Origin of the sequence: Streptomyces capitiformicae, assembly GCF_002214185.1 — a bacterium.
Lineage (GTDB): Bacteria > Actinomycetota > Actinomycetes > Streptomycetales > Streptomycetaceae > Streptomyces > Streptomyces capitiformicae.
In genome coordinates this window covers 7,182,778-7,202,349 of record NZ_CP022161.1, presented here as the reverse complement: position 1 = coordinate 7,202,349, position 19,572 = coordinate 7,182,778, and the positions used below count along the sequence as shown (strand labels likewise).

The following is a 19,572-nucleotide window of genomic DNA, read 5'->3' as shown; positions in this document are numbered from 1 at the left end:
CCTGGTGACGTATTCAAGGGGACCGCCAGTTCAATGAAGTGACCGAAACCACATACCTGCTGGTCAGTAGGGGGCCGGGCGAAATTCTTTTGAACCTTTCGGGTCCGTCTCTGCGTCTACAGGGCGGACACGATGCCACCGCTTGTTCGGCATCACGAACACCTCTGCCGCCTCGGCCCGAATGCCGGAAGAAAGGACGGAATTACGTGACCCGCGTATCGATCGACTACGATCTGATGTACGCCCTCGCCCGTCAGATCTGGCATCTCCGCGATGAAATGGATGTCCCCTCGGGCGTGAAGCACAGCTTCGAGGCCGGCGACATCGGGCCCCGCGGGGACACGGCCGAGGCACTGTCGCACTTCTCCGGCGCCTGGCAGAAGGCGTTCACCGAGGGCTGGCAGGTCATGACCGACCTCGGCAACCTCCTCGACGAGATCGGCAAGGCCTTCTACGACAACGACGCCGGGATCGCGGCCAACGCCGCGACGATGGCGGCGGCCTACCAGCGCCAGAACATCAAGGCGGCGAACGACGGCTACAAGCAGCGGCAGGACGCCCTCTACAAACGGGCCGAGGCCGCGAACCTGGAGCGGAAGCACAGACCCGGGCAGCTCTACCTGGAGCGACAGCGCCAGGAGTTGGAGAAGAAGCGGGCGGCTCTGCAGAAGGAGCAGAACGCCCAGGCGAAGCGCCAGGAGGACCTCACCAAGCAGCAGGAAGAGCTCCAGAAACGGCAGGAGCCCTTGCGGCAGCGGCAGGAGGAACTCACCCAGCGGCAACAGGAGCTGTGGCAGCGGCAGAAGGCCGAGCGCGCCGAACTGGAGGCGGACTTCACGGCCAAGCAGGACGCCCTGGACGAAGAACGGGCGGCACTCGCCAAGGGGCAGCAACCGTCCCGCGAGCAGATGGATGAGCTGCAGCGCAAACAGCAGGACCTCTGGAAGGAACAGGACTCCGCGCAGAAGGCCCTGGAAGGCAAGCAGGAGAAGGAGCAGAACGACCTGAACCTGGAGCGGGACGCCCTGCGGAAGGAACAGGACGCCTTCACCCCCGAATGGGACGAGCTGGACAAGAAGCAGCAGGACCTGTGGAAGGACCAGGCCGCGACCGAAGAGGCGCAGAAACAGCTCGACAAGGACGAGGAACCGCTGCGGCAGCGGGCCGAGGACATGCAGAAGGCCTACGCCTCGGAGCAGGAAGAGCTGGAGAAGAAACCGGCCTGGACCCCGGAGAGCGGCGAACCCAACCCGCTGCACATGAACCGCGAACTCGGCGGGGACGCCCCGGCGGAGACCCCACCGCCCCCTGTACCCACCACCTACGAGCGGAACGACGACAACGGCCACACGAAGATCGAGTACAAGCTGAACGCCGACGGTGAGATCGAGGTCGACAAGAACGGCAACCCGGTCGAGACGACAACGACGATCACCAACAAGAACGGGATGTCGTACACCGAGACCTACCGATCACTCGCCCGTGAGGGCGACTCCGTGACGACCACCCAGGGCTCCGACGGCAAGGTCACCAAGGTCTACGTGGACGCGAACGACGAGTTCTACGGCAAGGGGTTCATGAGGCGGTACGTCACCGACGAGAAGGGCAACACCTTGCAGGTGTGGCTCAAGGCGCCCGACGGTGACTGGACGATGCAGAACGAGGCCAGACCGGCCGAGGGCCCGGAGGAGTCGTCCAACCCCGATATCGACGCGGTTGCTGTCGGGCAGGCGCCGATGGAGTACCTGGAGCGGCCACCCGCCTACCTGACCGTGGACAAGCCGATGGTCGACGCGACCGGGAAACCAGCCGACGGCTCCTTCTCGCCGGGGACAACGACCTCCAACCTGCCCGGCAACGCCACGCGTACCGACTACACGAACCCCGACGGCTCCGGCCTGCACGTCGTCACCGCGGACATAAGCCGCTATGTCGCCGACGACAAGGGCGAGATCCAGGAGGTCTGGCAGAAGAACCGGTACGGCGAGTGGTACCTGAAGGACTCCATCACCCAGCACGAGCGCTACGGCGACGAGCCCCCTCTGGGGATGATCGGCGAGAACTGGCGCTGATCTCCCGCTGAAGGGCCGGACGCCCGTCGGCCCTCACCCCCTGTACTCCCTGCGGGCGCCTCCCCCCGGCGCCCGCAGGGCCCCAAGGGCCCGCATCCGCGGGCCCGGCAGTTCCATCACCAAGGTGCACGTCCGGTCGCGACCGGACGCACCGAAACGCGAAAGAGGACACCATGGGCAAGACCCACGTCGATGACGAGCAGGTAGACTCCACGGCCGCCAAGCTCACCACCGCTGTCGACAGCACGCTCGTGCCCCAGCTGGAGAGTCTGCAGCGGGATGTCGTGGATCTCCTTGGCAACGGCCTGGTGCTGCAGCAGTCCAGCCCGGCGCTGCAGGACTCCTACATGAACTTCAACAAGTCGGTGACGGAGGCGGTGCAGAACATCAGGGAGTTCGCCAAGCAGTTCGTGTCGGTCAAGGACTCCGTGAAGAACCTGGACGGCCAGATCGCGAGCAGCATCCCGGCTGGTAGGTAACCGACGCCACCGCTTCATCCAGGGGTGCCGGCCCGGAATCCCCTTCCCGGGCCGGCACCCCTTTGCGTGTGCCGACGGCGCGGGCTTGGCGTCAGCGCCGTCCGACGGACCGGACGGCAGGTCTGGACCAGATTGTTTCATCCGGATCGCGGTCTCATGTAGAACCTCACGTTCACCTCAAGACCTCTTGAAAGTCCTCGAGGCACACATAGACTCACGCCCCAGCAGGAACAGGAGTTCTCTATTCCGTTTATGGATGCGGGCGGCTCTGGTCCCTGAACTCGCTTTTCTCGACTCATGCCGCCACGTGCGGCGCATGCCGGGACCGGCTCGCAGACCGAGGCCGGTGCTGGGGGAGGCAAACCCATGAGAACGTCCCCGTCCGCCCCATCCACACCCCCTGGGAGCGCTCCCAGGAATGGTGAGACCGTTTCTTCCGGTGACGGGCCGGTCCGTGTGCTCTACGAGCGACACCATGCGCCGCTCCTGCGCTACGTCAGTGGACTGTTGCGCGGCGACCGGCAGCGCGCCGAGGACTTCGTCCAGGAGACGCTGCTGCGCGCCTGGCTGAGCAGCGCGGACCAGCCGCCGGGCTGGTCGCCCTCGAGGGCCTGGCTGTTCAGGGTGGCGCACAACCTGGTGATCGACTGGACGCGGCGCGAGCAGGCACGCCCCGAGCTCCACCACGAGCTCCTGGAGTCCCATGCCGAACCCGTCGACCCCATCAGCCAGGCGGTTCACCGCTGCTTCCTCGTGCACGCACTCTCCCGGCTCTCGCCATCGCACCGCGAGGTGCTCTTCTACGTCTACATGCTGGGCTGGACCGGCCCGGACGCCGCGGACGCCCTGTCCATCCCGCCGGGTACGGTGAAGTCCCGCGCCCATCACGCCATACGCGAGCTGCGCCGACGGCACCCTCAGCACACGCTGGTGGCGGCATGACGACGGGTACACCACTCCACTGGCATGTGATCGCGCTGGCCAAGCCCGACAAGCCGCTGATGACGAAGATCCTCGTCGCTGTCGTCGCGCTTCTGGTGCTGTTCCTCCTGCTGCGGTACTTCGTACGCAAGCACGGCGGCTGGAGACGATGCCGGCGCCGCGTCGCCCGCGAACTCACCCTGACCCGGCACGCCTTCGGCGAACCGCTGCGCGCCTTCCGCCGCCACCGCCGAGGAGTACGGACCTTGGCCCGCCACCTGTGCGACCCGCGGGCGGGCCTGCTGGTGCGGCGGTTGCTCGACGCGGCCGGGGCAGCCCTCGGCGATGTGCCCGGGGCCTTCCCCTACGGGCTGCGGACGGAGCCGGGAGGCGTCTCTGTGCAGATCGCCGCCCGCCGGCTGCCCGAGCCCCCCGCCCCCTGGGAGGCCGACGAGCTACCCGGCCCGCAGTCCTGGTACCTGGAACTCGACCGACTGGAAGACGGCGCGGCTCTGCCCGGCGCAGTATCCCGAGGCGGCGCCCGCATGCGGCCGCTGCCCGTCGCGGTCGGCATGGCGGACGACGCCTGCGTCCACCTCGACCTGGCCGCCGGACCACGGATGATCACGGTCGAAGGTGACTCCGCCGCCCGGACACGCCTGTTCCACGCACTGGCCGCGCAGCTCGACCGACCGGGCAGTGGAGCCTCGGTGACCCTGACGGACGGTGTCCATCCGCACTTCCACGGGGAGCGGCTCGAGACGGTGCTGCGGGAACTGGAGGACACGCCCCTCGCGGAGCCGGAGGAGACGGTCACCGCCACCACCAGGGCCGTGGTCTGCGCCGCACCCACCCGGGAACAGGCCCGGCGGCTCGGGGCGCTCACCGCCTCGGGGGCCGTCGTCTGTCTCGTGGACGGCCCTGTACCCGGACACAGCTGGGCCCTCCGCGTCGATGCCCGGGGCCGGGTCACCTCTCCGGAACTCGGACTGCACGCGGACTGCGGCCCGCTCGGCAGGGCCGTCGCCGCAGCCGTACGGGCGGACCGACGCCGCGCGCGCCGCGCACCCGAGCGGCACCGGCCGACCGAGCAAGCCCTCGAACCGCGCGTGCAACCGGAGCAGCAGGCGGCCCGGTCACCCGAACTCGTGGAGGAACCCGTGCCCCCGGCCCCGGTCCCGGCCCTGACCGTGACCGGTGCCGATCTGCTGTCCGAACCGGCCACCGCCCGGACGCGCCCCGCCCAGGCCTCCTCCACCGATGAGCAGTAGCCCCGCGCCGCTCCGTCACCCCGTCCCGTTGCTCACCCCCGAACCACCCGAAGGGGAGACGTGAAACTCCTCGTCACCACCGTGACCGATGGCGACCTCTCGAGCCGTCAGGACGTCGTGCTGAGCGCCGACGCCACCACCCCCGTGCAGGAGGTCGCCGCGCACCTGGCCCGTATGCGGGCCGGGGCCGCGGCGCCCAGCACGGACACCACGTCCGCCGCGCCGACCTGCTATCTGGGAGACGAACCACTGCCTCCCGGAGCGGCGCTGGGAGCCACCCAGATCATGGACGGCAGCGTCATCGGCCTGGGCGCTCCCGTTCCGCGGGCCGGACTGGAGTACGGGCCCGAGCGCTCCGCGATGCAGCAGCCGCAGCGGGTCGACCACGCACCGTTCGTCGAACTGCAGGTGGTGGGCGGACCGGACGCCGGACGGGTGTACGCGCTCGGCGTCGGCACCCACGGCATCGGCCCGCTGGAGGGTTCCGCCGTACCGCTGCACGGCCGCGGCGTTCCGTCCGACGGCGTACGGATCACCGTGCGCCCGGACGGATCGGCCATCGTCGAACTCCCGGCGGACGGCACGGCACGGCTGTCCGTCCCGGAGCCGCCGGAGCACCGGGGCAAGCCCGACGTCCCGCTGCTGCCGCTCGTGGCGGGGGAGGACGAGGAGGAGCAGCCCGCCGATGAGCCATGGGACACCGCTCTTCTCCCCGATGACTGGGAACCCTGGCCCGTCGGTGCCGAACTCCAGCTCGGCGCCTTCCTGCTGCGGCTGGCCGAACCGACCCCGAGGGACGCCGCGGTGGTGCCGTCCGAGGGCGGCGGGGGCCTGGACTACAACCGTCCGCCGCGCATCCTGCCGCACCTCGCGCCCGAGCGGTTCCGGCTGCCCGCGCCTCCCGAGCCGCTCGGGCGCAGGCCCATCCCGCTGCTCGTGGCGTTCGCCCCGATGGTCTTCGGCCTCGTCATGGTCCTCTTCTGGAACTCGTACTTCTATCTGATCTTCATGCTCCTGTCGCCGATACTCATGGCGGCGAACCACCTCAGCGGGCGGCGCCAGGCACGCCTGGACCACGAGGACAGGTGCCGCGTCTACCGGCTGCGCCGCGCCTCCCTGGAGGAGGACGTCCGGAACAAGGTCGCCACCGAGCAGCGGCTGCGCACCGAGAACGCGCCCGACCCCGCGCTGGCCGGACTGTGGGCGGTCGGCCCCGGCCACCGGCTGTGGGAACGGCGCCGCGGCGACCCGGACCACCTCGCCCTGCGCATCGGGACCGCCGAGCAGCCGTCCCTCCTGGGCATCGACGACACGGCGCGCGAGGACAACCACACCGCCATCCACTGGACCATCCCCGACGCACCCGTCAGCGTCGACGTGGAGACTTGCGGTGTGGTGGGCGTGGCCGGGGAGCCCGGACCGGTCCAGGCGCTGGCACGCTGGATGACGGCCCAGGCCGCTGTGCTGCACACCCCCCGTGACCTGCGGATCGTCGTGCTCACCGACAAGGCGTCCCAGGAGTCCTGGGACTGGACCTGCTGGCTGCCGCACACGCGGGACGGTCTGCCCGGATCCCGCAGCGGTGCCGTCATCCTCATCGGCAACGACCCGGAGACGGTGGCGAACCGGGTGGCCGAGCTGGTCTCCACCCTGCGCACACGCCAGCGGGCCGCCGAGTCGACCATGAGCAAGGCGCTGCTCAGCGAACCGGACGTGCTGGTCGTGATGGACGGCGCCCGCCGCCTGCGCGACGTCCCCGGCGTCGTCTCCATCCTGAAGGAGGGCCCCGCGGCACGGATCTTCCCCCTGTGCCTGGACCACGAGGAACGCCTCCTTCCCGAGGAGTGCACCGCGGTGGTCCGGTACGAGAACCACCGGCTGACCCTGCGCCGCACCGGACTGCCCGACGTCCCCGACATCCGCCCCGACCTGGTCGAACCCGCGTGGTGCGAGCGACTGGCCCGGGGTATCGCCCCCATTCACGACGTCACCCCGGACGCCTCCGAGGGCCTGCCCGACGGCGTCGGCCTGCTCGACCTGCTGGGCATGCCGGAGCCGAGCGGCAAGATGATCGCCGCCCGCTGGACGGAGCGACCGTCGTCCACCTCGCTGCTGCTCGGCGCGGGCTACGATGGCGCGGCCGCCTTCGACCTGGTGAAGGACGGCCCGCACGGTCTGGTGGCGGGCACCACCGGATCCGGCAAGTCGGAACTGCTGCAGACCTTCGTGGCCTCGCTCGCCGCGGCCAACCGGCCCGACGAGCTGACCTTCGTCCTCGTCGACTACAAGGGCGGCAGCGCCTTCAAGGACTGCGTGAAGCTGCCGCACACCCTCGGCATGGTCACCGACCTCGACAGCCATCTCGTGCAGCGCGCGCTCACCTCACTGTCGGCCGAGCTGCTCCGCCGCGAGCACATCCTGGCGGCCGCCGGGGCCAAGGACCTGCCCGAGTACCAGACCATGCGCCGCCGGGACCCCGAACTCCTGCCCGTACCCCGGCTGGTCATCGTCATCGACGAGTTCGCCACTCTCTACCGGGAGATCCCGGACTTCATCCCGGGCCTGGTGAGCATCGCCCAGCGCGGCCGGTCCCTGGGCATCCATCTGATCCTTGCCACGCAGCGTCCGGCCGGAGTGGTGAACGCCGACATCCGTGCCAACACCAACCTGCGGATCGCCCTGCGTGTGACCGACGCCACCGAGAGTCAGGACGTCATCGACACCAAGGACGCCGTCAGCATCTCCCCGAGCACCCCCGGCAGGGCGCTGGCCCGGCTCGGGCACGGCACGGTCGTCCCCTTCCAGACCGCGTATTGTGGTGCGATCCGGCCCGGGGCCGCTCCGGCCCAGGAGCCGCAGCGCGCGATCGAGGGGGAAAGGCCCCAGGTCTGGGGGACCGAACTGCCGTGGCAGCGTCTCGGCCGTGCCGTCGGAGTGCCGGACACCGGTGAGGAGCCCCGTGCCGCCGTTGTGGACGACGACCTCCCCACCGACCTCAACGCACTGGTGGAGGCGGTTCGCGAGGCGACGGAGCTTCTGGACTGTGTGCCCCAGCCCAGCCCATGGCTGCCCCCGCTCGACAGCAATGTGCTCATAGCGGACCTGCCACAGCCCGAACAGACCGGCGGGGCCCGGCTGGCCCCCGTGTCCTGGGCGCTGTCGGACCTGCCCGGCTCGCAGGCGCAACTGCCGGTCCAGCTGGACCTCGACACCTTCGGTCACCTGTACGTCATCGGCATCCCGCGCTCCGGGCGGTCGCAGGTGCTGCGGACCATGGCCGGGGCGCTGGCCCGCGGCCACTCCGCCGCGGACGTCCACCTGTACGGCATCGACTTCGCGGGCGGCGCGCTGTCCGCCCTGGGCGTGCTGCCGCACTGCGGCGCCGTCGTGCTCCGGGGCGACACCGAGCGGCTGGAGCGGCTGTTCGCCCGGCTCGACGCCGAACTGGGCCGCCGTCAGGAGCTGCTGACCCGGCATCACGCGGCGACCCTGGCGGAGCTGCGGGAGATCGTCCCCGCGGCGGCCCGTCCGGCGCATGTCCTGCTGCTCATCGACGGCTGGGACGCCCTCGTCGACCTCATCGCCGATCACCACGGCGGCCGGCTGATGGACCAGCTCAACCGCCTCCTGCGCGAGGGAGCCGCCTCGGGTCTGCACGTCGTCGCCACGTCCGAGCGCGCCCTGCTCGCCTCGCGGGCCAGCGCGCTCAACGACAACAAGCTGCTGCTGCGGCTGAACGACCGCAGCGACTACCACCTCGTGGGCAAACGCCCGGCGGAGATGCCCGACGTCGTCAGGCCCGGACAGGGCTGGTGTTCCGACGGCACCGAGATCCAGGTCGCGCTGCTCGGGCCAGGGGCAACCGGTCAGGAACAGGCGGAGGCGCTGCGCGCGATCGGCGACGAGGCGACCCGTCGCGACGCGGGGCTGCCCGCTGCTCGCCGGCCCGTCCGCATCGGCTCACTGCCCGCGAAGGTGGCCTTCACGGAGGCGTACGAGAGGGTGGCCGAGGAGTTCCGCCGACCCCTGTGGGGCCTGCTGGGGCTGGGCGGTGACGACGTCGCCCCGGTGGGGGTGGACTTCTCCCAGGCGCCGACGTTCGTGGTCGCCGGGCCTCCCGGCTCCGGCCGCAGCACCACGCTGGCGAGCCTCGCGGTCTCCCTGCTCGCCTCCGGTACCCGGCTCGTCGTCCTCACGCCCCGGGAGTCGCCGCTGCGCGCCCTGGACGGGCATCCGGGAGTACAGCTGCTCACGTCACGGGCGCCCACGTCACGGGAGTTCGCCGCCGCCCTGGAGAGCGGCAACGAGCCCCGCGTGGTGCTCGTCGACGACGCCGACCTGGTGGCGCTGCCGGAGTTCGACCAGGACCTTCGCGCCCTGGCCGAGTCCGGCAGGGAACGCGGCATCGGACTGGCGGCCGCCGCCACGGGAGACACCATGGCGGGAGCGATGGGGTGGCTGGGCGCCCTGAAACGGCAGCGCAGGGGTGTGCTGCTGGAGGCCCAGAGCCTGATGGACGGCGACGTCCTGGGCGTCCGCCTGACCCATGCCCATCTGCGCAACCGCAAGCCCGGCCGGGGCCTGACCGTCGACCCGTGCTCCGGTGAGCCGATCAACGTGCAGATCCCCGAGACGCCGCTCGACTGACGCGGATGGCGGCGTACGCCGCCGAACGGGGGCGGCGGCCCGGTTCGGCGGCACGGCTCCCGGCTACGTATGCTGGTGCTCTGACGCGGCGTGAACTCGCTTGCCTTCCAGGGCGGTTCACGCCGTACGGTGCGGGCCGCTGTCGTCGCCGATCCCGCACCGACGAGGGCGGCCGAGCGGCCGGGGCCGAGGCCGGCCCGGGCCCTCGGCCGCACGCCCGTACAGAGGATTGTCGTACGCCGTCCGGCCCTGTCATGGTGGACGTTCTCTCCGACCCGCTCCACCTTTGGGTGAGTGATCGTCATTGTCTCCCCGGAGAGGGTCCCTCATCGTGCGTGTCCGGTCGTGGACGCTGGCCGCCGTCTTCGCTGCTTTGCTGGCCCCTGCAGCCCTGCCCGCCCTGGCCCAGCAGCCCCTCCAGAGTGAGGGGGCCGTCGCCGCCGCCGAGTTGCTCGCGAAGGCGCGCGGCTGCGTCCGCGTGTCGAAGGGGCTCTACCGCAGCGACGCCCGCGCCCGCGCCGTCATCCCGGTCTGCGGTTTCGGCGGCGCGGTGTTCTGGAAGGCCGACATGGACATCGACTGCGACGGCCGGCCCGGCACACACTGCAACCGCGACACCGACCCGTGGTTCCAGCCGACCACCTCCTACCGGCAGTCCGACGGCCGCCACCTCAGCGCCGAGCAGCTGCCGTTCATCGTCGTCCCCGTCCCGAGCCCCATCTGGGACCACCGGGACCACGGCATCAAGGGCGGTTCGATCGCAGCCGTCATCTACGGAGACCGCGTCCAGTACGCCGTCGTCGGCGACACCGGCCCCCGGAACATCATCGGCGAGGCCTCCTACGCCACCGCCAAGGCCCTCGGCATCAACCCCCACCCACGCCGCGGCGGCACCCACTCCGGCGTCACCTACATCCTCTTCGAGAACTCCCGCGTGTCCCCGATCGAGGACAAGGAGGCGACGCTGAAACGCGGGGAGAAGCTGGCGCGGCAGTTCGTACGGGGCCGGTGAGCGGACGGCCTGGGCGGGGCCTTCGGCAAGCTCGGCCCCGCCGACCGCCGAGGGTCACTCCTTCCGGTACGCGTACGCCTCCGCAGCCGCGGCCGCGACCGCCGCGAGGTCCGCTCCCGTCGATGCCGTGACGACCGCGGCGACGGCACCCTCGACGAACGGGGCGTCGACCAGCCGGGTGCTCCCGGGGAGTTCGTCGCCCTCGGCGAGCAGGGCCTTCACGGTGAGGACCGCGCTGCCGAGGTCGGTGAGGACCGCGACCCCGGCCCCCCGGTCCACGGACGCGGCGGCCGCCGAGATCAGCTCGGCGCTGGTGCCCAGACCACCGTCGTCGGTGCCGCCCGCGGGGGCCACCGGGACGTCGGCGCCCGCGCCCGCGAGCCCCTTCGCCAACTCGGCGACCGAGGCGGCGACTGCGGCGCTGTGCGAGACGAGCACGATGCCGACCCGTGCCCCGGCAGGCAACGTTTGCCCGTCAAGGAGCGGCGTCCGGTGCGTGCTCTCGGTGTGCCGGCCGGAAGGCCCCGCAGATGGACTGGATGTACTTGGGCTTTCGGCCGGTGCGGCGGTGGGGCCCCTCCCGCTCATGGGGGCCCCTCCCGCTCGAGCGAAGCCGAGAGTGGGGGAGGAGCCGAGAGTGGGGGAGCTTGCCGGGCGTCGCGACGGGGCGAACGTTGCCTGTCGGGGCACTGGCTTCTCGTCAGGCATCGGTGGCCTCCCGGTGCTCGGCGGTGTCGGCGAGCGCCGCGATCAGCAGCGCGGCGGAGGTGGCTCCGGGGTCCTGGTGCCCGATGCTCCGCTCACCCAGATAGCTGGCCCGTCCCTTGCGGGCTTGCAACGGCGTGGTCGCCAGGGCGCCCTCCTCGGCGGCGGACCTCGCCGCGGTGAACGACTCATCGAGTGCGGCGACAGCCGGGACCAGCGCGTCGATCATGGTCTTGTCGCCGGGCGCGGCCCCGCCCAGGGTCATCACCGCGTCGACCCCGGCGCGCAGCGCGTCCGCGAGCTGACCCTCACTCACCTCGACCGCGTCCCCGAGAGCCTTGCCGGTGCGCCGCAGCAGGGTGCCGTACAGCGGACCGGACGCGCCGCCCACCGTCGAGATCAACTGCCGCCCGGCGAGCACGAGGACGGCGCCGGGCGTGTCCGGCGCGTCCTTCTCCAACACGGCCACCACGGCGGCGAACCCGCGGTGCAGATTGCTGCCGTGGTCGGCGTCCCCGATCGGCGAGTCGAGCGCCGTGAGCCGCTCGGCCTCGCGTTCCACGGAGGCCGCGGCGGCCGTCATCCAGCGACGGAAGAAGTCGGCGTGCAGCACGTAATCTCCTTGCGCGGTATGAGAGTTGACTGACTGCGGTGATGACGAGATGGTGGCAGACGGCCGGTTGACGGCCAGGGTGCCGCCCCTCATACCCCCCAGCGCAGCCCCGGCGTCCTGACCGGCGCGTCGTACAGCCGCAGCAGCTCCTCGTCGATCTCGCAGAGGGTCACCGAGGCGCCGGCCATGTCGAGGGAGGTCACGTAGTTGCCGACGAGGGTGCGGGCCACGGCGACTCCGCGCTCGGTGAGTACCCGCTGGACCTCCGCGCTGAAGCCGTACAGCTCCAGCAGCGGGGTGGCGCCCATGCCGTTGACGAGCAGCAGTACGGGGTTGCGCGGGTTCAAGTCCTCGAGGACGGCGTTCACCGCGAAGTCGGCGATCTCGCCCGAGGTCATCATCGCGCGCCGTTCACGCCCCGGCTCACCGTGGATGCCGACGCCCAACTCCAGCTCTCCGGCCGGGAGATCGAAGGTGGGGCTGCCCTTGGCCGGCGTGGTGCAGGCCGTCAGGGCCACCCCGAAACTACGGGAGTTCTCGTTGACCTGCCGGGCCAGCGCCTCGACCCGCTCCAGCGGCTGCCCCTCCTCGGCGGCGGCGCCCGCGATCTTCTCCACGTACAGGGTGGCGCCGGTGCCGCGCCGCCCGGCGGTGTAGAGGGAGTCGGTCACGGCCACGTCGTCGTTGACGAGCACCTTGGCGATCTGGATGCCCTCGTCCTCGGCGAGTTCGGCCGCCATGTCGAAGTTCAGCACGTCACCGGTGTAGTTCTTCACGATGAACAGCACCCCGGCCCCGCTGTCCACCGCCGCCGCGGCCCGGAGCATCTGATCCGGCACGGGCGACGTGAACACCTCACCGGGACAGGCCGCCGACAGCATGCCCGGCCCCACGAACCCACCGTGCAACGGCTCGTGCCCCGACCCACCCCCGGAAACCAGCCCCACTTTCCCGGCAACCGGCGCGTCCCGCCGCACGATCACCCGGTTCTCCACATCCACGGTCAACTCGGGATGCGCCGCCGCCATACCCCGCAGCGCGTCCGCGACGACGGTCTCCGCGACATTGATGAGCATCTTCATGAGTACCTCCCGGTGCGGTTGGCAGATGGCCAATGCTTACATTGGTGACGGATCGTCAGATCCCTGGCGGTGGTCGAAGTCGGCTCGGCGGGAACGCTCCTGTCGGCAGTATCGACCTTGAGCAAGCGAAGGTCACGTGCGGATGCTCCTGGGCATGTCAAGGCGGGCACGTGCGCTTGTCGTCGCAGGGGGTCACCGCCCATGCCTCGTACGTCCATCAGCGGGAAGACGCCTCACCCGGGCGGCAGGACCGTGTGGCCGACCATCAGCCGCCGTACGGCGAGCGCGAGTTGGAGCCGGAGGCGGCCGTGTGGGTCGCGTACGGACCAGCCCAGCAGGGACTCCGCGTGGGTGAGCCGGTCCTGCAGCGTGGAGTGGTGCAGATTCAACTCGGCGGCGGCGGTCCGCAGGCTGGGGGCGGTGACGACCGCGTACAACGTGGCCGGCAGCCAGGGTGTCGCCGCGATGGCGCTCGCCAGCGCCCGTACGTCGGCCGGCGGTTCCGTGCCCGGCCCGACCACGTCGGCCAGGAGCGCGAGCGTGCCGAGCTCGTCGGCGTACACGGTTCGCGGACCCGGTTCCGTGCCGTCGGCGGTGAACCGCAGCGCGGTGCGGGCGGCGGCCCAGGAACCTGGGAGGTCGAGGACGGGGACGGCCGGGCCCACCCCGACGCGGCCGCCCCGCGGGAGACCGGGCCCGAGGAGCGAGGCGGCGAGAGCGACCTCGTCCGGACGGGCGTCCGCCACCCCGTCCGACCGGCCCCCGCGGGCATGGCCCGCAGACTCCGGCACCGGGAGCGGCTGGACGCGCGCATGGCCGTCCGGCAGGGCGAGCGCCCGGGCCTGACCGGACGGGTCGAGCCCCAGGGCGCGGGCCGCGTGCAGCCGCGCCGCCTGCGGGGCGCCCGAGTCGAGGAGCGTCTCCAGCAGCGCCGGGTCCTCGGCCGGGGCGCGGGCCGGCGCCCGGCCCCGGGTGCGGTCCAGCACCAGCCGCGCCGCGCTCGTGGCCCGTTCCAGGACCATGGCGTCGACCACGCTGCACGGACCCGGGCGCTCCAGCCACAGCGCCGGCGAGCCGCCGGGCGTCAGCGGCGCCGAGGGCCACTCCGGGCGGGCCGGCCCGGACACGTCGCGCCGACGCCCGTCGGCCTCGACCCGGACTCGTACGCCCCGGTCGTGGTCGACGAGCCGGGCCGTACTGCCGGAGAGTACCGCCGCGCCGCGCACCAGCGCCTCCAGCCCGGCACGGCCCTCGACCAGCCGGTCGAAGTAGGCGATGACCCGGACGGCGGCGCCGGCGTCCGGATCGAGGGCGGTCAGTCGCCCGGCCAGCTCTTCCATGGGCACATCCTGCTACGGCACCGAGCCGCAGGTCACTCCCCGAGCAGCCGGTGCAGCCAGCGCAGCCGGGCCGCACGGGCGTCCTGCGAGAGCGCGGCCTGCGGGGCGAGACCGTCGAACGCGTGGAACCCGCCGGGCCACACGTGCAGCTCCGCCTCGCCGCCCGCCTGCCAGATCCGGGACGCGTAGGCGACGTCCTCGTCCCGGAAGGTCTCCGCCGAGCCGCAGTCGATGTAGGCCGGCGGCAGCCCGGACAGGTCCTCGGCCCGGGCCGGAGCCGCGTAGGGGGAGACGTCCGCGGTGCCGCGCGCCTCACCGAGCAGCGCGCTCCAGCCGGTCTCGTTCGCCTGGCGGTCCCAGATGCCGAGACCGGCCATCTGGTGGGCGGACGGGGTGTCGTTGCGGTCGTCGAGCATCGGGCAGCTCAGGAGCTGGCCGATCGGACGCGGACCCCGGCGGTCCCGGGCCATGAGCGCCAGCGCCGCGGCGAGGCCGCCGCCCGCGCTGTCGCCCGCCAGGATGACGCGGTCGGGGTCGGCGCCGATCTCCTTGGCGTTCTGGGCCGTCCACAGCAGGCCCGCGTAGCAGTCCTCGACGGGGGCCGGGTGCGGGTGCTCCGGGGCGCGCCGGTATTCGACGGACACCACGACCAGGCCGAACTCCTCCGCACAGTCCAGGGTGAACTCCATGCCGAGCCGGTTGTTGCCCAGGACCATGCCACCGCCATGCGTGTGGTAGATGACGGGCCGCGGCTCCTGCACCCTGGTGGGCCTGCAGATGAGCAGTGAGATCTCCGGGGCGCCCTCGGGTCCGGGCACCGTCCGCTCCTCGACGTCGAAGACGCCGTCGCGGCGCATCTCCTCGTTGGTCAGCAGCGGAAACGGACCGTCCATTCCCGCTTCCTCGGCCGCCCTGGCGAGGGCGAGCGTCTCCGGCGTCAGCGTGGTCGGCGCCATCTCGCCCATCACGGCGAGCGCGGCGGCCAGCTCCGGGTCGAAGGGCGGGGGCGTGAGCGGCGGGGGAGTCGTGGTCATCCTGGCCTCCTTGCGCAGGTTACGGCGGGTGCCCACGACTGTCGCCGTCCCCGGACCGTGCCGGGATCCCGCCGTACTGCGGGAGTCTCCCGCCACCTGGCGGGTCAGAGCGTAGGGGCAACCGGTCCGGACCAGAACAGTCGATTACGTCCTCGATGCAGTCGACAGAGGACACATCATCCGACCTGTGTTGCTCCGCCGATGAAGCCGGCCAGCACGGGACTGTTGTTCTCTCGCATCCAGACGAGCCCCATTTCGACATTGAGGGGCTCGTTCTGGAGCGCACGATAGGTGACACCGATCTTCTGGATGCGGCGCACCGACGCGGGGATGAGTGCGACGCCGACCCCGCTGGCCACGAGCCCCGCGATGGTCTGGATCAGGGCCGCCTCCTGAACGACGCGTGGCATGAATCCGCCCCGACGGCACTGCTCCAGAATGATTTCGCGCAGGCCCTGGCCGGTGTGGCCGCTGACCGTCACGAACGGTTCCTCGGCGAGTTCGCCGACATCGATCTTCCGCTGCGCCGCAAGGCGGTGACCAGGCGGAAGCGCCGCTACCAGAGGTTCTCGGGAGATGGCCGCGGACTGGAGGTTCCGGTCGCCGAAGGGATGCGTCGCGGCGCACGGAAGGTAGAAGCAGGCGCAGTCCAGCGATCCGTCACGCAGCCCGGAGACCTGCTGCTCCGGGGTGAGCTCGTGCAGATCAAGGCGCACGTTGCTGAATCTCGCCCGGAAATCGCGAAGGATGGGCGGGAGGGTTTCTATGGTCGCGGAGGGTACGAAGCCCAGAGCCAGCCTGCCCCACTCGCCTTTCGCCGCTCTCCTCGCGTCCGCGATGTTCGAGTCGAGCTGGGTGAGGAGTTCCCGCGTGCTCTTCTGAAAGTGACGGCCTGCCGCCGTGAGCCTCACCTTGCGCGTGGTCCGCTCGAAGAGGACCACGTCCAGTTCTTCCTCGAGCTGGCGGATCTGAGCGCTCAGCGGCGGCTGGGTCATGTTGAGCCGGTCCGCCGCCCTGCTGAAGTTCAGCTCTTCGGCCACGGCCAGAAAGTACTGGAGCTGTCGGAGTTCCACAGTGATGTATTCGCCAGTCCTATAGATCAAGAGCAAAACGAGTATTGGACAGGATCAATACTGCGATACAAGCATGTGACGCAACGTTCGCAGAAGCGCGGAGGCGGTCCGTTCACGGGGAGCGGTACGGAAGGGAGGGGATCCTGTGACGGCGAGATCGATGTCGGAGGTCGTCGCGGGCTTCACCCACGACGTGTACGCGGTCAGGGTCGTGTTCGCGGTCGACGCTCACCGCACGTCCTTGCAGCCGGAAATCGAACGTCTCGGCGCCAAGGCGGTCCTCGTGCTGGCCTCCGCCTCCCAGAAGGCTGTGGCCGGCGCACTCACGGCGGCGATGCCGGGTGACCGCGTACAGCCGTTGGCGTTCACACGGAGCCGATCGGCGGCGGGGCAGATCTCCCGGGCGTACGAGGTCGCGGCGCGCGAGCAGGCCGACTGCCTGGTCGCCGTCGGGAGCGGTGCGGTGATCCACGCCGCCGGACAGGCCGCGCTGCGCGCGGAGGTCCCCCTGGTCGCCCTGCCGACGTCGTACGCCGGTGCGGAGTTCGTTTCCCCGCCGGATACGTCGGACACGCCGACCCCACCCCCGGACGGGACCGGACCAGCCGCATACCCGTCAGCGGCGGCCTCGCGGGTGGTGATCTACGACCCGACCCTCACCGTCGGGCTTCCGGACCACGTCACTGCCCGATCCGCGATGCGCGCCCTCGCGCACGGCGTGGACGTCCTGTGCACGCCGGACGCGAGTCCGGTCGCGGCGATGATGGCCGAGGAGGGGATCCGCCGGATCGCCGACGGCATGCCGGACGCGATCCTGCATCCCCACGGACTGGTCGGCCGGTCCCTGACCCAGTACGGCGCGTACCTCACCGCCAGCTCGCTCGCCGTAACCCCACCGGGACCGCATCGCACCCTCTGCGAAGCCGTGGAGCGGGCCTGCGGTATGCGCCCCGCCGATGTACGCCCGGTCGTCCTGCCGCACCTCCTCGCGGCGACCGGTCCGAAGCGGCCGCTGGCCCTCGCCCGTGTCGCCGAGGCCCTCGGCTGCAACGACGCCGTGCAGGGCGTCACCGACCTCGCGCATGAGGTCGGGGCCGCGCAGAGCCTGCGGGAACTGGGGATGGGGCCCGACGGGCTGGACGCCGCCCTGGAGGCACTGCGGCGGGACGAGACGGCCGCCCAGGGCGCAGAGCTGGAGCCGGACGTGCTCGCCGCCGTCGTGGAGAACGCCTACCACGGGCGAACCACCCTCCGCCCGTGACACGGCTTCGGCAGCAGAAGCCCCACCGGGCGCCAGACGCACACGCTACGCATGAAAGGTTGGTGAGGGTCCCATGAGTGAGCCTTCGCTGTTCACCGAGGACAGGTCCGCGGAGATCGTCGTCGAGAGTTTCGGCTCGGACACGGACCCGCGACTGCGGCAGGTCCTGGGTTCCCTCGTCCGGCATCTGCACGCCTTCGTCAAGGAAGTGGAGCTCACCAACGAGGAGTGGGAAGCGGCCATCGCCTTCCTCACCGAGACCGGTCAGGCGTGCACCGATGTCCGGCAGGAGTTCATCCTGCTGTCGGACGTGCTGGGTGTCTCCATGCTGGTCGAGACGATCAACAATCGCTCACTGGAACTGGCCACCGAGTCCACCGTCCTCGGCCCCTTCCACATGGTCGAGTCACCGCCCAGAGAGCCGGGCGACCTCATCGCCCTGGACGGCAAGGGCGAGCAGTGCCTGGTCACCGGGCGCGTCACCGACGAGAAGGGCGCCCCCGTCGCGAACGCCACCGTCGACGTCTGGCAGGCGAACGCCGAGGGCTTCTACGACGTACAGCAGCCCGATATCCAGCCCGAGCGCAACCTCCGTGGCCTGTTCACCACGGACGACAACGGCGAATTCTGGTTCCGCTCCATCGTGCCCCGCTTCTACCCGATCCCGGTCGACGGGCCCGTCGGACGCCTGCTCGAGGCCACGCACCGCCACCCGAACCGGCCGGCGCACATGCACTTCCTGGTGAGCGCCGAGGGCCACCGGCCGCTGATCACCCACCTGTTCGTGAAGGACTGCCCCTACATCGGCTCCGACGTGGTCTTCGGCGTCAAGGAAAGCCTGGCACGCGACTTCGGCCAGGTCGACGACCCCGTCCGCGCGGCCGAACTCGGTTTCGACAACCCCTACCGGGCCGTCCACTTCGACATCACCCTCCTCAGCGCGGCCGGCCAGGAGACCAAGCGATGAGCCAGGCACGAACCTTCACCTACCAGGCGCTGCCCATGCGCGTGGTGATGGGAACCGGCGTGCTCGACCAGCTCGCTGACGAGATCGACAGGGCCGGGCTCAAGCGCGTCCTCGTCCTGTGTTCCCCGCCCCAGCAGGCACTCGGCGAGGCCGTGGCTCAGCTGATCGGCGACCGTGCCGTGGGCGTCCACCCGCACGCCCGTATGCACGTTCCGGTCGAGTCCGCCGCCGCGGCCCGTGACCGGGTGGCGGAACTGGGGGCCGACGGCTGCGTCGCGGTCGGCGGCGGCTCGGCGATCGGGCTCGGCAAGGCCATCGCCCTGGAACACGATCTGAAGATCATCGCCGTACCCACGACTTACGCCGGTTCGGAAATGACCTCTGTGTGGGGGCTGACCGAGCACGGTCGCAAGCGCACAGGCAAGGATCCCCGGGTCCTGCCCGTCAGCGTGCTCTACGACCCCGAGCTCACGCTGAGCCTTCCGGCGGCTGTCTCCGTGACCAGTGGCATGAACGCGATCGCGCACGCCGTCGAGGCCCTCTACGCCCCGGACGCCTCGCCGATCATCAGCCTGATGGCCGAGGAAGGGGTGCGCTCGCTCGCTGCCGCCCTCCCCGCGGTGGCCGCGGACGGCAAGGACCTCCCGGCCCGGGCCGACGCCCAGTACGGAGCGTGGCTGTGCGGGGCCTGTCTCGGCGCCACGAGGATGTCCCTGCACCACAAGCTGTGTCACGCCCTCGGCGGCACGCTCGACCTGCCGCACGCCGAGACACACACCGTCGTCCTGCCGCACGCCCTCGCCTACAACCAGCCCGCCGCGCCCGATGCCGCCGCCGCACTCCGGCGGGCCTTGGACGGAGCCGCCGATCCGGCCACGGCGCTGTGGGAGCTCGCCCGGCGTCTGGGCGCCCCCGGATCGCTGCGTGAACTCGGCATGGAGCAGAACGACATCAGCCGGATCGTCGAACAGACGCTGGCCCACCCCTACGCCAACCCGCGGCAGGTCACCGCGGACCGCCTCACCCGCCTCCTGAGCCGCGCCTGGGCAGGCGAACCGCCGACCGCGTGACCCGCACGCGCTCCCCCCGGCCCCG

At 71.2% G+C, this 19,572-nt stretch carries 15 protein-coding genes; 9 read left to right on the top strand and 6 right to left on the bottom strand.

Features of this window, described 5'->3' with window-relative positions:
• The first annotated feature begins 206 nt into the window (after positions 1–206).
• The 6 genes from CES90_RS32215 (at position 207) to CES90_RS32190 (ending at position 10,402) form a co-directional block, all read left to right on the top strand.
• Positions 207–2,072, top strand: coding sequence for a coiled-coil domain-containing protein (locus CES90_RS32215; protein ID WP_189787237.1), 1,866 nt, complete (start codon positions 207–209; stop codon positions 2,070–2,072).
• A gap of 173 nt (positions 2,073–2,245) precedes the next feature.
• Positions 2,246–2,551 (top strand): hypothetical protein, encoded by a 306-nt coding sequence (locus CES90_RS32210; RefSeq protein WP_189787236.1) that lies wholly within the window; start codon positions 2,246–2,248, stop codon positions 2,549–2,551.
• Positions 2,552–3,007: 456 nt separating this feature from the next.
• On the top strand, positions 3,008–3,493 hold the full coding sequence (locus CES90_RS32205) for a sigma-70 family RNA polymerase sigma factor (protein ID WP_189787235.1): 486 nt from the start codon (positions 3,008–3,010) through the stop codon (positions 3,491–3,493).
• Positions 3,490–4,743 carry a hypothetical protein gene (locus tag CES90_RS32200; protein WP_189787234.1) on the top strand — a complete coding sequence of 418 codons (1,254 nt, stop codon included), beginning with the start codon at positions 3,490–3,492 and terminating at the stop codon, positions 4,741–4,743. The genes CES90_RS32205 and CES90_RS32200 overlap by 4 nt, the downstream gene beginning before the upstream one ends.
• Before the next feature lie 60 nt (positions 4,744–4,803).
• Entirely contained in the window at positions 4,804–9,390 is a 4,587-nt protein-coding gene (locus tag CES90_RS32195; RefSeq protein WP_229914326.1) for an FtsK/SpoIIIE domain-containing protein, read from the top strand.
• Between the two features lie 331 nt (positions 9,391–9,721).
• Positions 9,722–10,402, top strand: a complete 681-nt coding sequence (locus CES90_RS32190; protein WP_189787233.1) for a glycoside hydrolase family 75 protein — start codon at positions 9,722–9,724, stop codon at positions 10,400–10,402.
• 54 nt (positions 10,403–10,456) lie between these two features.
• On the opposite strand, the gene dhaM is transcribed toward CES90_RS32190, so the two are convergent.
• The 6 genes from dhaM to CES90_RS32160 all read right to left on the bottom strand — a co-directional run bounded on the left by dhaM (position 10,457) and on the right by CES90_RS32160 (position 16,249).
• Positions 10,457–10,867, bottom strand: coding sequence for a dihydroxyacetone kinase phosphoryl donor subunit DhaM (dhaM, locus tag CES90_RS32185; RefSeq protein WP_189787232.1), 411 nt, complete (start codon positions 10,865–10,867; stop codon positions 10,457–10,459).
• Positions 10,868–11,102: 235 nt separating this feature from the next.
• Positions 11,103–11,720: a dihydroxyacetone kinase subunit DhaL gene (gene dhaL, locus CES90_RS32180; RefSeq protein WP_189787231.1), complete on the bottom strand. Its 618-nt coding sequence runs from the start codon at positions 11,718–11,720 to the stop codon at positions 11,103–11,105.
• An 89-nt stretch (positions 11,721–11,809) separates the two neighbouring features.
• On the bottom strand, positions 11,810–12,802 hold the full coding sequence (gene dhaK, locus CES90_RS32175) for a dihydroxyacetone kinase subunit DhaK (RefSeq protein WP_189787230.1): 993 nt from the start codon (positions 12,800–12,802) through the stop codon (positions 11,810–11,812).
• 233 nt (positions 12,803–13,035) lie between these two features.
• Positions 13,036–14,142: a helix-turn-helix domain-containing protein gene (locus CES90_RS32170; protein ID WP_189787229.1), complete on the bottom strand. Its 1,107-nt coding sequence runs from the start codon at positions 14,140–14,142 to the stop codon at positions 13,036–13,038.
• A 32-nt stretch (positions 14,143–14,174) separates the two neighbouring features.
• A complete protein-coding gene (locus CES90_RS32165; protein WP_189787228.1) occupies positions 14,175–15,176 on the bottom strand; it encodes an alpha/beta hydrolase in 1,002 nt (333 codons plus the stop codon).
• 176 nt (positions 15,177–15,352) lie between these two features.
• The gene (locus CES90_RS32160; protein WP_189787267.1) at positions 15,353–16,249 is read right to left on the bottom strand and encodes a LysR family transcriptional regulator; all 897 of its coding nucleotides are present in this window, start codon (positions 16,247–16,249) and stop codon (positions 15,353–15,355) included.
• Between the two features lie 145 nt (positions 16,250–16,394).
• Between CES90_RS32160 and CES90_RS32155 the strand changes: the two genes are divergently transcribed.
• From CES90_RS32155 to CES90_RS32145, 3 genes are all read left to right on the top strand, one after another.
• Complete coding sequence (locus CES90_RS32155; RefSeq protein WP_189787227.1) at positions 16,395–17,510, top strand: iron-containing alcohol dehydrogenase; 1,116 nt, start codon at positions 16,395–16,397, stop codon at positions 17,508–17,510.
• 73 nt (positions 17,511–17,583) lie between these two features.
• Positions 17,584–18,477 (top strand): intradiol ring-cleavage dioxygenase, encoded by an 894-nt coding sequence (locus CES90_RS32150; RefSeq protein ID WP_189787226.1) that lies wholly within the window; start codon positions 17,584–17,586, stop codon positions 18,475–18,477.
• Positions 18,474–19,547 (top strand): maleylacetate reductase, encoded by a 1,074-nt coding sequence (locus CES90_RS32145; RefSeq protein WP_189787225.1) that lies wholly within the window; start codon positions 18,474–18,476, stop codon positions 19,545–19,547. The genes CES90_RS32150 and CES90_RS32145 overlap by 4 nt, the downstream gene beginning before the upstream one ends.
• Positions 19,548–19,572: the final 25 nt, after the last annotated feature.